A 15350-nucleotide genomic window follows, 5' to 3' on the forward strand; every position below is an offset into this window, starting at 1 on the left:
CGATTTGAAGCCGAAATATCATATAAGTGCTGGAAATGTTTGAAATTGACATTTGTTTTTACACTCTCCTTAATTTTGTAAAACGTCTTTTGGTGCTTGCTTTATTTCAAGCAATCGTGAAACGCCTAACAAGACGCCATTCGTTTCGCCTCTCGCCACGCCATAGGCAGCTTCACCGATCTGCGCAGCCTCGGCGTTATTTTCAAGGATACAAGGCAGTTCGAATACCACTTCAAACCACCGTGCTAAAGGAAACCCTACGGCGTCCGAATATGTATCGTTGATCGATAGTAGGGTCCGGCTTGTTGGATCCACCACGCCCGACGTCGCTATCCCGATCCCCGTACATTCGGAAATGACATATCGTCTTTCGGAAAGTAATTTATTAATGGATCCAACTACACCCGAAAGACGCCTTAACAGCCCTCCTTGCGATAGGGCCGGTAATCTAGTTTTTGAGATAACGGTCCCATTTTGGACCAAACCGATGTCGATGTCTTCCCCCCCAAAGTCAATCACTATGTGCATATCATCCTGCCTACTTTCTTAAGCTAATACACTAACATTGAATATATTTAAAGCGCTTTCATTCGCATCTATTCGTACAACCATCCCGTAACCAATTCTGTACGTATATCATTTTATTTCATTATTTTTTCGTTATTTCCGGCACATAGATCATTTCATCCAAACTAAGACGTTTCACTGGTCTTGAAGCGGTTCATTGAAAATAACGAAATGTCATGCTCGCATCTACCTGTCGTAATAAGCTGGCATAAGATTTCGCCGACTACACTACTAAATTTAAACCCATGTCCGGAAAATCCAGCAGCAAATGCGATATTCGGATACTCTGGATGCGCATCTATAATGAAATTTTCATCGGGAGTGAGGGTGTACGTGCAGGTTTTTCCCTTGTGTAGTTTCGTATTTGCAAGAGGCATAAACTGGCTTAAAAACATTCTTATGTCTTCTTCATCCTCCTGAAGTGCCCCAAACTCGGGAATGGCTTCATCCGGATTGATCCGAAGTCCCCCATCATGACGTCCCACCTTAAGACCAGCTCCTCCCATGCTGGGAAAACCGTAATAATGTCCAAAGGAGGTTTCAAACGTAAATGCCGGAAATCGTTCCTCCCCGAATAAATAGTCATCCGCTTCAAACCAGGCAAACGTTTTTCTTTTCGTTACAAGTGGTGTATGAATATTCATCAGAGAAAGCAGCTTAGAAGACCAAGCCCCGGCTGTAACGATTAGAGCGCGTCCTTCGTATCTTTCTTCGGCTGTTTGAACCGTTACCCCATCTGAGTCGATAGACAAGTCTTGTACGGATGTATTTGTTAAAATAGTAACTTGATGAAGTTCCAACTGCTCTCGATATGCACGAATACATTCTTCGCTCTTAAGCACACCTGACTCCGATTCGAAGCAGCCCACGTAGCCCTCTGGGAGCGAAATCCCAGGCCATACAGTATGAATATTACTGGAATCCATGGTTTGTAGCGGGAGTGAATAGGCCTTGGAGCTAGAAACAACTTGTTCTATAAAGGTTGAATCATGAGTGCCTACATTTAGTACTCCGGTTTGGTAGAACAGTTTTCTTCCCGACTCTCGCTCTAGATCGATCCAGAGCTTCTGGGCTCTGAGGGCTAACGGGACATAGCTCGTCCCTTCTCCATAGGCATGCCTGATGATCCGAGTATCGCCATGATGTGCCCCGCGATCGTGCGGAGGGTTAAATGAATCCAGCAGCAAAACGCTTTTCCCTTCAAGAGACAAGTAATAAGCTGCAGCCATCCCCATCGAACCGGCACCAACAATAATTACGTCATAGTTCATCATTCCACAACTTCCTTCGAAGAAAGGTTCAATACAATACTGGCTCGAATGACATAAGCTGCAGATTCATTGTGAAAATGGCTTAATCTAATATTTACGTTATCCAATGAAGCTCTCCATGATATTAAGCAGAAGTCGCCTTTCTCTAACCAGAGAGACTGATCTTCGTTTATACGAAATTTTACTCGGCCCTCGGTACAATAAAAAGCTTCTGTCACTTGTGAAAATTCATCATCCTTGCGACTTGCGATCTCATGAGAAGTTCCTTCTTTGATAAATAAAGCTTCTAATTCTCCCCGGCATCCCGCCGCTGTAATGAGATTGAAGTCTATTACCTTCCCCATACTCCGGGTGACCCATCCTCCGCTGAAGCTCTCCTGCTCGTAGGGCTTTAACCCCACCCGATGTGATCCTTCATATTCTAGAATCACTTCTCCTTCTATAATCATAAGCTTTCTCCAAAACTCAGGAAGGCAGGTAAACTGAGACTGCTCATCTTGAATGCTGGCCGTGCTGATTCTCCATATAAAATCTCGTTTATTATAGTCCGTGTGTTCAGGATATATAGCTAGCTGCGTTGTCGTTCCACCTGACCAAGCGGACGTATTTTGCATATGCTTTTTAATGACTTTGATCGAATAAGACATGTCAGCATCTCCTTGAATGAGCATAGACTAGATCCAGCCGCGCCATTTTATCGCTTCGACCATTCGCTTTAAACCAACGATATAGGCGGCCAATCTCATGTCTATTTGTTTTTGCAAGGATAACTGATAGACGTTATAAAACGACTTCTTCAATATTTGTTGCAGCTTTTCATTCACTTCTTCTTCATTCCAATAATAGCCCTGATTGTTTTGAACCCATTCAAAGTAAGAGACGATCACACCGCCCGAGCTGGCAAGCACATCTGGAACGATCAACACACCTTTATCCGTCAAAATTTCAGTAGCCTTCAAGGTCGTCGGTCCGTTAGCCGCTTCCACCAAAATCTTTGCCTTAATGTCGGGCGCATTGTCCTCTGTGATTTGGTTTTCAATCGCAGCCGGCACAAGAATATCACAGTCTTGGATTAACAGCTCTTGATTCGAGATGGCATTCGGGAATAAATTCGTTACCGTTCCGAAAGAATCCCGTCGATCTAATAAATACTGTACGTCCAAGCCTTCAGGATCATAGAGCGCCCCTTGCGCATCCGAAATACCTACCACTTTGGCTCCAGCCGCGTGAAGGAACTGAGCAAGAAAGCTGCCTGCATTGCCAAAGCCTTGGATAATGACGCGAGCGCCCTCAATCGGAATCCCTGCGACATGAGCCGCTTCTCTAAGCAACAGCACCACACCCATGGCCGTAGAGGATTCTCTTCCAATCGATCCGCCTAAGACGAGCGGCTTGCCAGTAATAAAACCTGGCGAATCGAATTCCCGAATCCGGCTGTATTCATCCATCATCCACGCCATGATTTGTGAATTCGTGAACACGTCCGGCGCTGGAATATCTTTGGTCGGTCCGACAAGCTGGCTGATTGCCCGTACGTAACCACGGCTTAACCGTTCCAGCTCACCGAAGGATAGCGTGCGCGGATCGCATTGGATCCCGCCTTTACCTCCGCCATAAGGAAGATCGGCAATACCGCATTTAATGGTCATCCACATAGAAAGAGCCTTTACTTCGTCTTCGGTGACCCCGGGATGGAAGCGAATCCCCCCCTTGGTAGGTCCAACCGCATCATTATGCTGCGCACGGTACCCTGTGAATACCTTTACCGAACCGTCGTCCATTTTCAAAGGAATGCGAACGGTTAGCAATCGAAGTGGCTCTTTTAGCAATTCGTATAAGGATTCCGCGCATCCCATTTTATCTAGAGCAGCTTGGATAACAAGCTGCGTTCTGTTCAAAACATTCAAGCTTTCCGCTTGCATAGGCTTCTCTTTTACTTCTGTCGGAGCTTCCATGATGATCCCCCTTAATTCTTTGTATAGAGACTTTAAGCTTTTAATGAATTAGATTGCCATCCGAGACCACCATTTTTCCTTGCTTGAACACGGAATGGACATGGTTGATCCCAAAGTGATAAGGCAGATATGCCAAGTTTTCCGCATTGAAAATAACCAAATCAGCCTGTTTGCCCGCTTCCAAACTGCCTATAGTATCCGCTTTTCCGATCGCGTGAGCCGCATTGATCGTCACAGCCGTCAGGACTTCCTCCGGCGTCAACCCTAAGTTCAGACAGCCCAGCGTCATGACGAGCTGTATAGATTCCGTTGGCGAACTTCCCGGATTATAATCCGTGGACAAGGCAACGGGGAGTCCAATTTCAATCATCTTACGTGCACGAGCGTGATGCTTCAGCCTTAAATTAAAGGAAGTTGCTGGCAGACAGACGGCAATAACGCCCGCACGCTGCATCGCTTCTAGTCCTTCATCGGATGCGGCAATCAAATGTTCGGCAGAAATGCAGCCCATTTTACCAGCAAGCTGTGCGCCGCCAATTGGTTCGATTTCGTCCGCATGGATTTTCAGACCGAAGCCCATCGCTTTTGCGGCCAACAGGATTTGCTCCGATTCTTCTACGGAGAATACGCCGTGCTCACAAAACACATCGCAAAATTCAGCAAGTCCCTGACGTTTCACTTCGGGGAGCATTTCTTCAATGAGTAGCTGAACGAATTCCTGTGACCGGCCCTTATATTCTTCAGGCACCATATGAGCACCCATGAACGTAGATACCAGATCAACCGGATGTTCCTGATCGAGTTTGCGAGTGACCCGAAGCTGCTTGAGCTCATCCTCCAGCGTTAGACCATATCCGCTCTTGGCTTCTGCTGTGGTAACCCCATAAGAAAGCATTGTATCCAGGCTTTTTTTAGCCTTCACGTACAACTCTTCTTCCGAAGCCTGACGGGTCGAACGGACCGTACTGAGAATCCCGCCGCCTTGAGCTAAAATTTCTAAATAAGAAGCGCCTTTCAGCTTTAAGGCTAGTTCATTCTCGCGAGAGCCGCCGTGAACCAAATGCGTATGAGGATCAATAAGTCCAGGGGTGACAAGCTTACCTTCAGCATCATGCTTATGAGTTACTGGCAGTTCAGCGATTTGTGCCAAAACTTCTTCTTCCGTTCCTACTGCAATAATGATACCGTCTGTGATTGCCACAGATCCTCTTCGAACTGCTGCAACCTCAGACATTTCATCGCCTCGGCGCGGTTCCTGAGTTCCTTGCATCGTGATCAGCGTACCAATGTTATGGATCAGCAGGTCAATCCGATTGTTCTCCATCGTTTCTCCCCCTCGAAATACAGCAAGCCCGATCGGGCTTGCTGTGAGTTATCTTCATTCTTTTATATATTCAGTAACGATTAAATGCCCATCATCGGTACGCGAACGCCGCGTTCCTTCGCTGTTTGAATGGCAATGTCATAACCCGCATCAGCGTGACGGATGACGCCCATTCCAGGGTCCGTGTTCAAGACGCGCACTAATCTTTCGTCCGCTTCTTTGGAACCGTCCGCAACGACAACCATACCTGCGTGCAGGGAGTAACCCATGCCTACGCCGCCGCCATGATGAACGGAAACCCAGCTCGCACCGGATGCTGTATTCACAAGCGCATTCAAAATGGCCCAGTCACCAACTACATCGCTGCCATCCTTCATGGACTCGGTTTCACGGTTAGGCGAAGCAACGGAACCGCAATCCAGGTGATCACGTCCGATAACGATCGGCGCGGATAATTCTCCATTACGTACCATTTCGTTAATCGCAAGTCCCATCTTGGCACGTTCCCCATAACCCAACCAGCAAATGCGAGCTGGTAAACCTTGGAATGCGACTTTTTCTCTGGCCAATTCGATCCATTTACGCAGATGCGCATTTTCTGGGAACAGTTTCAAAGCAAGCTCATCGGTTTTATAGATATCCTCCGGATTACCGGACAATGCCGCCCAACGGAACGGTCCTTTCCCTTCGCAGAAGAGCGGACGAATGTATGCCGGAACAAATCCAGGGAAGTTAAAAGCATCCTTAACCCCTTCATCAAGAGCCACTTGGCGGATGTTGTTACCATAATCAAATACGGTTGAACCAAGTTTTTGAAGATCAAGCATCGCCTGAACATGGTCAGCCATCGACTTTTTGGATAGTTTCACATACTGCCTTGGATCGTTTTTACGCAATTCAGCCGCAGCTTCCAATGAATAACCGACCGGCACATAGCCGTTAAGCGGATCGTGAGCCGAAGTTTGATCGGTTACGAAATCAGGCACAATTCCTCGTTTCACAAATTCCGCGAATACCTCTGCAGCGTTTCCTACTAGCCCAATCGCAAGTGCTTTCCCCTCAGCTTTCGCTTCGTTCGCAAGCTTTAACGCTTCATCCAGATCGTAAACCATGACGTCGCAATAACGCGTGTCGATTCTGCGTTGAATACGGGTCGGATCTACGTCTACACCGATGACGACACCATCGTTCATCGTTACAGCGAGTGGTTGAGCACCGCCCATACCGCCAAGTCCAGCCGTTAATGTCAGGGTACCTCTTAAAGTGCCTCCCGAATGCTGTCTAGCAGCCTCAGCGAAAGTCTCATACGTACCTTGCAAAATGCCTTGCGTACCGATATAAATCCAGCTGCCTGCCGTCATTTGGCCGTACATCATAAGTCCCTGTTTATCGAGTTCATGAAACGTATCCCAGTTGGCATAGGCCGGAACAATGTTCGAGTTGGCGATGAGAACCCGCGGCGCATACGAATGTGTTCTGAATACGCCAACCGGTTTCCCGGATTGTACTAGCAGTGTTTCATCTGCTTCCAGGTTCGTTAAACATTCTACGATCTTGTCATATGACTCCCAGTTCCGTGCTGCTTTGCCGATTCCGCCGTAAACGACGAGATCTTCCGGACGTTCTGCTACGTCGGGGTCCAGATTGTTCATCAACATACGCAAGACAGCTTCCTGCTCCCAGCCTTTTGCCGTTAACTTCGTTCCGTGTGCTGCTCGGATAGTACGTTTGATTGTTTGTTCCATGAATAGTCACTCCTCTATGTTGTGTTCGATTAATTTCGTTTCAAATATCCCGTCAAGAAAGTCAAGATGACATGTAAGGAGGTCCTGACCGTCGCTCTGCGAGGATCTTGCATGGGGTCTACACACACAATATCAAAGCCTTGTACCTTAGGATGCTGTCCTAATAGGAATACAGCTTCCAACAACTGCCATGAGGTCATTCCGGCTGGAACGAGCGCTGGCACACCTGGCGCATAAGCTTGATCCAGTACATCCATGTCAACGGTTACATAAATCGCATCCGTCCCGTCACCAGCAACCTCCAGTGCCTTTTCCACCAAAGCTTCGATTCCTTCTTTGGCCACCTGACGCGCCGTATATTGAGTAATTCCTTGCGACATGGCATATTCATGATACGCTCTTGAATTAGCGAAGCTATGAAGTCCTATTTGCGCAATATGGCGGCCTTCAACCGTCCCCGATTCGATCAACCCGCGGATTGGTGTTCCATTGGAAGGACCTCCGTCCTCCAGATTCCGGACATCCATGTGGGAATCAAGCTGAACGATGCCCACCTTTCCACCGACATGGTGCTTAAACGCTTTCACTGAAGGGCAAGTTATGGAATGATCACCGCCTGCAATAATCGGGAACAAATGAGGGATGGCTGCGTAAATGTTCTTCAGTCCTTGTTCGATATTGGCATGACAGCGCAGCAGATCCGTCACATGCATTTGAATATCACCAAGATCACGTGCATGCAATTCCTGTAAATCGACACCGTGGTCGATACTGTACGTCGTGACATTTGCAAATAATTCCCGCAAGGCATTCGGTGTCATCGAAGCGCCTGAAATACTGATTGACGTCTTAGAAAGCGGAACGCCGATGAAGCCGACTTGGACTTCTTCCTCGCCTTCCCAAGGGGTCAACCACTGGGATACCTTGGTCTCGAATCGATCCCGCCAATTAGATTTTCTTATGAATTCTGGCGGATTCAGCAGTTCAATATGTCTCAAGGCTGCTTCCCTCCTGTAGGTTGATGAAATAGAGTTTGTTTGCTTCTATGTTTACATCATACTTAAAAAAGAGGCATCTGAATCTAGTCGAACTTGCGGAAAGGTAGCACGATATTGCGGTTTAACTTGAATGGAATTTCTTATAAAAACACTAAAAAGCCAACCCATAAGCGGATTGGCTTAAAGAATCTATTGCCATAACACTAGCACTGGGATGATGACCGATAATCCGTCGGGCTGCACCCCATAATCATTTTAAATTTCCTAGCAAAATAGTTCGCATCCTGAAATCCGACTCGCGCGGCAATTCCTTGCATGGTCAATTCCGTTTTCTCTAACAAATAAGCCGCCTTCTCAATACGAACTTTATTTACAAAATCGACAAAACTTACACCCGCTTCTTTTTTGAATACATGGGCAAAATAATAGGTGCTTAAGTAACAATGCTGGGCAATTTCTTTTAATAACATTTTGTCTTGATGATGCTCTCTTATATATACAATGGCGGATCGCACAATGGGCGACACTTCTAAAGCATGATCTTCCGATACTTGCTTGGCCAGCTTCCTCCAGTATGCGCACAGCTTTTTAACAAATTTGTCATATCGAATGGTACTGTACAAGTCTTGAAGCATTCTCGCATTTTCAGATAAAATTTCAGATGCATTACCGCCTAAGTCTACAATCATTCTTGACAAAGAGAGAACTAGATCATAGGCTTCCGACTTGAATAAATCAATATTATGCTTATATGACCGGGAAAGACTTTCTAATAACTCGACCAAATAAGCAATCGAGCCTTCTTCGTCGCCGATCCTCACACGTGATAATAATTCTATCTTCTCTTCGTGTGTCACCGGCTTTGCGCGGTCTTCCTGAATGCTTCTTTGCCCTTCATATTGAAAAATCATCCGGTTTCCTTGAAAGAAACGGCCGATCAACGATTCCTTGGCTTCGCTGTAGGAAAGATGAAGCTTGTAAGGATCTTCATAATAAGTGCCGATCCCGGCTGACACGGAAAAGCCCTTCGTATCTACGAAGTTTTGAATTTTCCGGACCATGCCATACGTAACTTGCTTATAAGTCGGTTCTACAGGCTGAATCGATTGGAGTTCCAATAATACGGCTAACACGCCTTCTCCCACCCATACCCACAAGAATGGCAAGGTGATACTCTCAAAAATAGCTTCCACCAGCACCTGCCCGATCTCAATACTCCATTGCAATGACTTGTCCAAAGCCAAATCGGTATAGCGATCTATGGACAAAACGATAACGACTTGGGGCCGCTGTGTGATGCCAAGCCGCTCACGCATTTCATCGAAATCCGCCTCATGAATTAACGTCCCGGAAATGAGAAGTTGCGAAAAGAAAGCCTGTGCCGTATCCAATTTCATTGTCTAATCACCTACCCTATCTTAAAAAAGGAAGCCGTTTTGCTCCAAAACTTCAGAGAAAACCGCTTCCATGTTTTTTTATTCAATTTCACCTATCATGTCTTCAACAACCTGTACGATGTCGCCCCCGTGAATTTGATGATAAATCGCCACGATGTCCGGATAGAAAAAGCGGTCTTCCTCCACCGTCGGCACTTGTGTTCGTATCAGTTTATAGACCCCCTCAATAACCGGGGAAGATTTCATCGGCCGATGAAAATCAAGAGCTTGTACAGCAGTCATTAATTCAATTGCCAAAATATACGACAGCTTCTTCGAAATCTGATAGGCTTTCTTCGAGGCCGCATATGCGAAGCTGACAACATCTTCTTGATTGGCGCTAGTGGGAACACTTTCTACGGAGGCTGGATGAGAAAGAATCCTGATTTCCCCCAGCAGCCCAACAGCTGTATATTGCGGGATCATATATCCATTGTTTAATCCCGGATTTCTCACTAAGTAACTAGGCATTTCGCTCAGGTGAAAATTTACTAAACGATCGATCCGTCTCTCCGCTATTTTCCCCAAATTACCCATGGCTATACACATGATATCTGCCTGGATACCGACATAAGTTCCGTCAAAATTGCCCCCCATTAAGGCAATTCCGTCATCTTCCTCGGGAACAATAACAGGATTATCACTTACAGAGTTAAGTTCGTTATTAATGGTGTAGGCGGCATCCTTCAAATTTCTTTTAGAAGCTCCATGAACCTGAGGGATGCATCTTAAACTTAAAGCATCCTGCACGCGATAGTTTTTATACGTTTCGGCAATTTCACTACCTTTAAGGATTCGCAATAAATTTTGTGCCGTCTGGGCCTGCTCCTCATGTTGTTTTAAAGCATGAAGCCTTGGATCGAAGGCATGAATCGTACCTTTTAAAGCTTCGAATGACATTGCGCCCGCAATATCCGCTGTTTTCGCCGCTTGAATAGCATTAAATAAGGCTAATATGGCCATGGCTGTAACGGATGACGATCCGTTGGTCAGTGCCAGCCCTTCTTTACAACTTAATGTTGTAGGAGTTAACCCTGCTTTTTCAAGCGCCTCTCTGCCTGAAAGGAGTTCCTCCTTGTGCCAAGCTTTGCCCTCCCCAATTAGCACTAACGCCATATGTGCTTCCGGGGAAAGATAACCAACGGATCCATCTCCAGGAGCAAAAGGGGTGATTCCTTGATTTAAGAGCGATGCTATGAGCGCTAACAGTTCCAATCGGACCCCGGAATAGCCATGACCCAAATGAATGAGCATCATCAGTTGAATCGCTCTGACAACTTCTTTCTCGAGTGGATCGCCTACGGAAACTGCATGGGATCTAACGATATTGCGCTGCAGGGCTTCGGCATCTTCGGTCGAAATGATTTCGGTCACATTACTCCCGAAGCCAGTCGTTACGCCATAAATGATGCGGTTTTCGTTTAAAAATTTCTCGATAAGACTTCTGGAATGATTAACGCGATCGCAATAACTCGGCGAAAATGATACCTTAGCCCCGTATCGGGCTACAGCGACAAATTCGGCTATTGACACCTGATGATCGCCAAGAATTACTTGATTGATGTTTTTAGGATGAGTGGGAGCTGAAGCAACTTTCATGAGAACATCTCCTTTTAGAACCAATACATACTAGGCAATAATTGTCGGTTAAATATTCATACAAGAGATGCCAGAAGACATCTCTTGTAAAAGTTTTTAATGATAATGGATGGAATCGTCCAGAGCAAGTGATTTCGTCTCCGGCGCCCAGGCAATGGAAACAATTGTCCCGATTAGCAGAACTATTGTCATGCCAATCATAGAAGTGGTTAGTCCCATGGAACTAACTGTTACGGGCAACAGAAATGTTCCCACTGCCGAACCAATGCGGCTTATTGCAGTCACGACGCCAACACCAGATCCCCGGATTTCGGTTGGGAAAAGCTCAGCTGGATATACTAAAGTAAGATTCGAAGCGGCTGACATGACAAAAGTAAACAAACAAAAGATCGTAATAGCCACGATGTGTGAACCAGCAGGTAAAAGGGTAAGCGCAAGCAAGGAAATTGTAAGAATAATAAACGTGTTAATCGTAAAGCTTCTGCGCGAATATTTCTCTGTAAACCACAGGCCAACAATAGAACCGACAAGCAAGAATAAATTCAGAACTGTGTCTATAAAGAAAGTTTCTTCAAATCCCATTTTAGCCAGAATATCCGGTAGAAATGTATAGATGGCGAAGTAAGGAATCACTTGGCATACATAGAAGAGTCCGCCGAAAGCTGTACGTTTCCAAAGCTTTTTTCCAAAAAGGTCTTGAAAACGGTACGCTTTGGAGCCATTCTCCAAACGCTTTTCATCAAGCTCCGCAAGTGGACCGATATGCTTCTTCACGATTTCCCTTGCTTCCTCCACACGCCCCATGCTAATGAGCCATCTTGGGGATTCAGGCGTTCCGATCCGCATTAGAAGAACGATTACTGCCGGGATAGCCGCACTGGCTAGCATCCACCGCCAGGAATCCGGGCCGGTCTTCAGCAGATAATAACCAACAATGTTGGATACGACATAACCGACAGTCCACATGACATTCAAGAAAGAAAGTAGAAAACCTCGATGCTTTCTAGGCGCGAACTCGGCAAGCAGAGTCGAGCCTATCGCGTAATCGCCGCCTAAAGCAAAACCAATCAATATACGCAGGATGAACAGAATCGTAGGATCATGTACAAAGAATTGTAAGAACGATGCAATTGCAATGACTACGAAGTTGGCTAGGAAGATTTTCTGCCTACCTATCCGGTCGGATAATCCTCCGAGGAGTAGACTGCCGAAAAAGAGACCGATCAACGCGGAACTTCCTATTAATCCACTCCAAATGGGGCTAAGTTTCATTTGAGGTCCAATTAAAGTCAGAGCCATTCCTATGATACCAAGAGCATACCCATCAGAAAAATTAGATCCAAACGTAAGTGCTGTAATTTTCAGATGAAACTTATTGAGTGGAGCGTCGTCAAGCTTGTAAGGTTTCAGGAATTGTTGTGTCGACATTGAAGTATCCCCCGTAAATATTATTGCCAAACACTAGCACTATTTTACTTTCCAATTTAGAACAAGGCTGATCTGATCATTTCTAATCTTGACTAATAAAATGATACAATCCATTCCTTTTCTTAGTTCTAACGCGATTTAAGCGTTTTCAAATAATCAATGTTCCTTTGAAAAAAGCTACTGTAAACAAATTATAATCGCTCATTATAGTTTGCGCTCTAGATAATAATTCGGATCACTAGCACAATATTGCTAGAAATAAATGCAGCTATCATTCATTAAGCATTTCACAATTTCATTTAAAAAAAACCGCCAGAGAGAAATCATCCTGACGGTCCTTTTAAGATTTGATCTGTTTTCATTTCTGAACCTAAACCAAGACTCTCCCTATACACCTTCGGACTTACACCCGTGACCTTCTTAAACACTCGGCTAAAGTGCTCGGCATTCACATAACCGATCTTTTCAGACAGATCAATGATTTTATATCCCTTTTTTAACAAGCGTTTAGACTCTTCGATACGTAAATTCGTTAAATATTGAACGAAACTTTCGCCGACATTCTTCATAAATAGCCTGCTTAAATAATTTTCACTGACGCCAACCCATTGGCTGACCATACTTAGACTCAATTCTTCACAATAATGCTGTTGAATGAACTCTTTCGCCTTTTCAACGATACTATAGGGTGCATTTGCTTTTGGGCCTAACTCATGAATATACCGATAAATATCTGAACAAACTTGCTTGATCCATACGATTGTGTCCTCAAAGGTATGAAATTCTTTCAATTGTTCAAAGGGATGACAATGGTCGAACACTCCCCCCCATCGAACATCTTGGGTATACAGTAAAGCTCCAAGCTCCCATAGGAAATCAGTTAAAATCAACCTTGTTTCATGAACATCCCATTTCGCTTTTTCTTTCAGTAGCTTCACACTTCGGTCAAATTCAAGTTCCCATTGCGCTTCATTCTCCTGCTGAAGCAAACGTACAATCTCCATACTGTTCGCTTTTAGCTTAATTCGTAGATCAGCGCTAGTTTCCTTACCTAATTTGATTTCACTCTCCGGGTAGAAGAATTTGTCATAACCTTCAAAAAAGCTTAAAGAAACTAGGCTTCGCGCCTGATTCATTAACCTTTGCCAATGCTTTCTCCCATCAACGATATCGCTAATCCCCATTGCCACACGGACATTCATATACTGCTCAAGTCTAGTTTTGATCAGGGAGAGCGTAGCGTGAATAAGCTGACGAATCATGATTTCACTTCTGAGCTGCGGAACCGTTAGCAGAATGAATATTTCGTTCGGGTTCTCATCATAAACGATATGCTTGAATACAGCCGAGTCCATCTCTGCTTTAATCGTCTGCTTAATCGCATTCTTCGAAGTCATCTCCGCTGGGCTTGAGAGCGACACCGCAACGGCCACTTGATTGATCTCGCCCAGCCAATTGCATACTTCAGAAACGATTCGGGCATACGCCATTACATTCGATTGGATATCTAATGTGAGCAGCCCGGCGATCACTTTGTCTGGACCTACTTTTTCTTCATGGATCACTTGCGAATCATTCGAGGCACCGAGCTTTTCTAGCTTTTGCCGTGCTTTTTGCAGAACAGGCAGCATGTGCTCCTCGTCCATATCTACTTTTACAATATAATCAAAGGCTCCGAGTAAAAAGGCTTCACGAACATAACTAAAATCACGATATGCGCTTAGGATAATTGGTATTGGCTTTTTCATTGCATCTAAAGATTGAATAGCACCTAACAGTTCAATTCCGTTCATTTTCGGCATTTGAATATCTAACAGCAAGATATCGATATCATTCCGCGATTGCAAAATCGCGAAAGCTTCCTCGCCATCATTAGCTTCAGCTACAATCTCCATATCTAGTTCTTTCCATACAATCATTTGGTACATGGTCATTCTCACAATGGGCTCATCGTCTACGATCATAACTTTATACAAGCATCCATCATTCCCTTAGCCGTCCTAATTGGAATCTCTCAACCTTTTTCGGGCAACCCCTGTTCGGTAAGCCGCATCAATCACAGCTTCTCTTACTTTTTCAACAACTTTCTGGTTAAATACACTAGGTATGATATACGTTTCGTTCAATTCATCATCCGACACAACCGATGCAATGGCATGTGCTGCCGCAAGCTTCATCGCTTCATTGATTTCACTTGCTCTGCAATCCAAAGCTCCTCGGAAAATGCCCGGAAAGCACAGAACATTATTGATCTGATTGGGTTTATCAGACCTTCCTGTAGCCATGACTCTTACGTAAGGCTTGGCCTGCTCTGGATCGATCTCTGGAATCGGGTTCGCCATTGCGAAGACGATCGGGTCTTTAGCCATGGACTTCACATGATCCACCGTTAAAATATTCGGAGCTGATACGCCGATAAAAACATCGGCATTCTTAATCACGTCGGACAAGCTGCCTACCTCCAAGTTCGGATTCGTCAATTGAGCAAACGCTGTCCAATGCGGGTTGTCGTAATGAGATTCCCGCTGAATGGCGCCAAAGCGATCCACTCCGATCAAATTATGCACACCAGCGGCGAGCAGCATCTTAGAGCAAGCGATGCCCGCTGCGCCAATACCGTTCACTACGACCTTAATATCCGACATTTGTTTGCCGGTAATTTTGAGCGCATTCAACAATCCGGCCAGAAGAACGACAGCCGTTCCGTGCTGATCGTCGTGAAACACCGGAATATCGAGTTCCTGTTTCAAACGCTCCTCAATTTCGAAGCAGCGCGGTGATGAAATATCCTCCAGATTGATGCCACCGAATGCCGGAGCCAATGCTTTGACAATGCGGACAATTTCGTCAGGGTCCTTTGTGTCCAGACAAATCGGAAATGCGTCAACACCTGCGAATTCCTTGAACAGCATTGCCTTGCCTTCCATTACTGGCATGGCTGCCATCGGTCCGATATCGCCAAGCCCAAGTACAGCCGTTCCATCCGACACGACCGCGATCATATTCCTTTTGATCGTCAATGAGTAG

At 45.3% G+C, this 15350-nt stretch carries 12 protein-coding genes; all 12 read right to left on the reverse strand.

What is annotated here, in order from left to right; translation table 11 throughout:
• Positions 1 to 69: 69 nt before the first annotated feature.
• Positions 70 to 528, reverse strand: coding sequence for an ROK family protein (locus L6I86_RS34860; protein ID WP_236293439.1), 459 nt, complete (start codon positions 526 to 528; stop codon positions 70 to 72).
• 164 nt (positions 529 to 692) lie between these two features.
• On the reverse strand, positions 693 to 1841 hold the full coding sequence (gene solA, locus L6I86_RS34865) for an N-methyl-L-tryptophan oxidase (RefSeq protein WP_236293441.1): 1149 nt from the start codon (positions 1839 to 1841) through the stop codon (positions 693 to 695).
• Positions 1838 to 2485 (reverse strand): HutD/Ves family protein, encoded by a 648-nt coding sequence (locus L6I86_RS34870; RefSeq protein ID WP_236293443.1) that lies wholly within the window; start codon positions 2483 to 2485, stop codon positions 1838 to 1840. The genes solA and L6I86_RS34870 overlap by 4 nt, the downstream gene beginning before the upstream one ends.
• 27 nt (positions 2486 to 2512) lie before the next feature.
• A complete protein-coding gene (locus tag L6I86_RS34875; protein WP_276574937.1) occupies positions 2513 to 3793 on the reverse strand; it encodes a Glu/Leu/Phe/Val family dehydrogenase in 1281 nt (426 codons plus the stop codon).
• 40 nt (positions 3794 to 3833) lie between these two features.
• Complete coding sequence (gene hutI, locus L6I86_RS34880; protein WP_236293445.1) at positions 3834 to 5117, reverse strand: imidazolonepropionase; 1284 nt, start codon at positions 5115 to 5117, stop codon at positions 3834 to 3836.
• Positions 5118 to 5197: 80 nt separating this feature from the next.
• A complete protein-coding gene (gene hutU / locus L6I86_RS34885) occupies positions 5198 to 6862 on the reverse strand; it encodes a urocanate hydratase (RefSeq protein WP_236293448.1) in 1665 nt (554 codons plus the stop codon).
• A gap of 29 nt (positions 6863 to 6891) precedes the next feature.
• On the reverse strand, positions 6892 to 7860 hold the full coding sequence (locus L6I86_RS34890; RefSeq protein ID WP_236293450.1) for an agmatinase family protein: 969 nt from the start codon (positions 7858 to 7860) through the stop codon (positions 6892 to 6894).
• A gap of 203 nt (positions 7861 to 8063) precedes the next feature.
• Entirely contained in the window at positions 8064 to 9257 is a 1194-nt protein-coding gene (locus L6I86_RS34895; protein ID WP_236293452.1) for a helix-turn-helix domain-containing protein, read from the reverse strand.
• Between the two features lie 78 nt (positions 9258 to 9335).
• Positions 9336 to 10895 (reverse strand): histidine ammonia-lyase, encoded by a 1560-nt coding sequence (hutH, locus tag L6I86_RS34900; protein WP_236293454.1) that lies wholly within the window; start codon positions 10893 to 10895, stop codon positions 9336 to 9338.
• Between the two features lie 96 nt (positions 10896 to 10991).
• The gene (locus tag L6I86_RS34905) at positions 10992 to 12323 is read right to left on the reverse strand and encodes an MFS transporter (RefSeq protein WP_236293456.1); all 1332 of its coding nucleotides are present in this window, start codon (positions 12321 to 12323) and stop codon (positions 10992 to 10994) included.
• A 323-nt stretch (positions 12324 to 12646) separates the two neighbouring features.
• Positions 12647 to 14299 (reverse strand): response regulator, encoded by a 1653-nt coding sequence (locus L6I86_RS34910; RefSeq protein WP_236293457.1) that lies wholly within the window; start codon positions 14297 to 14299, stop codon positions 12647 to 12649.
• A gap of 24 nt (positions 14300 to 14323) precedes the next feature.
• The coding region (locus tag L6I86_RS34915; protein WP_236293458.1) for an NAD(P)-dependent malic enzyme at positions 14324 to 15350 on the reverse strand (1027 nt) is incomplete at its 5' end.

This window comes from Paenibacillus allorhizoplanae, assembly GCF_927798215.1.
GTDB lineage: Bacteria > Bacillota > Bacilli > Paenibacillales > NBRC-103111 > Paenibacillus_E > Paenibacillus_E allorhizoplanae.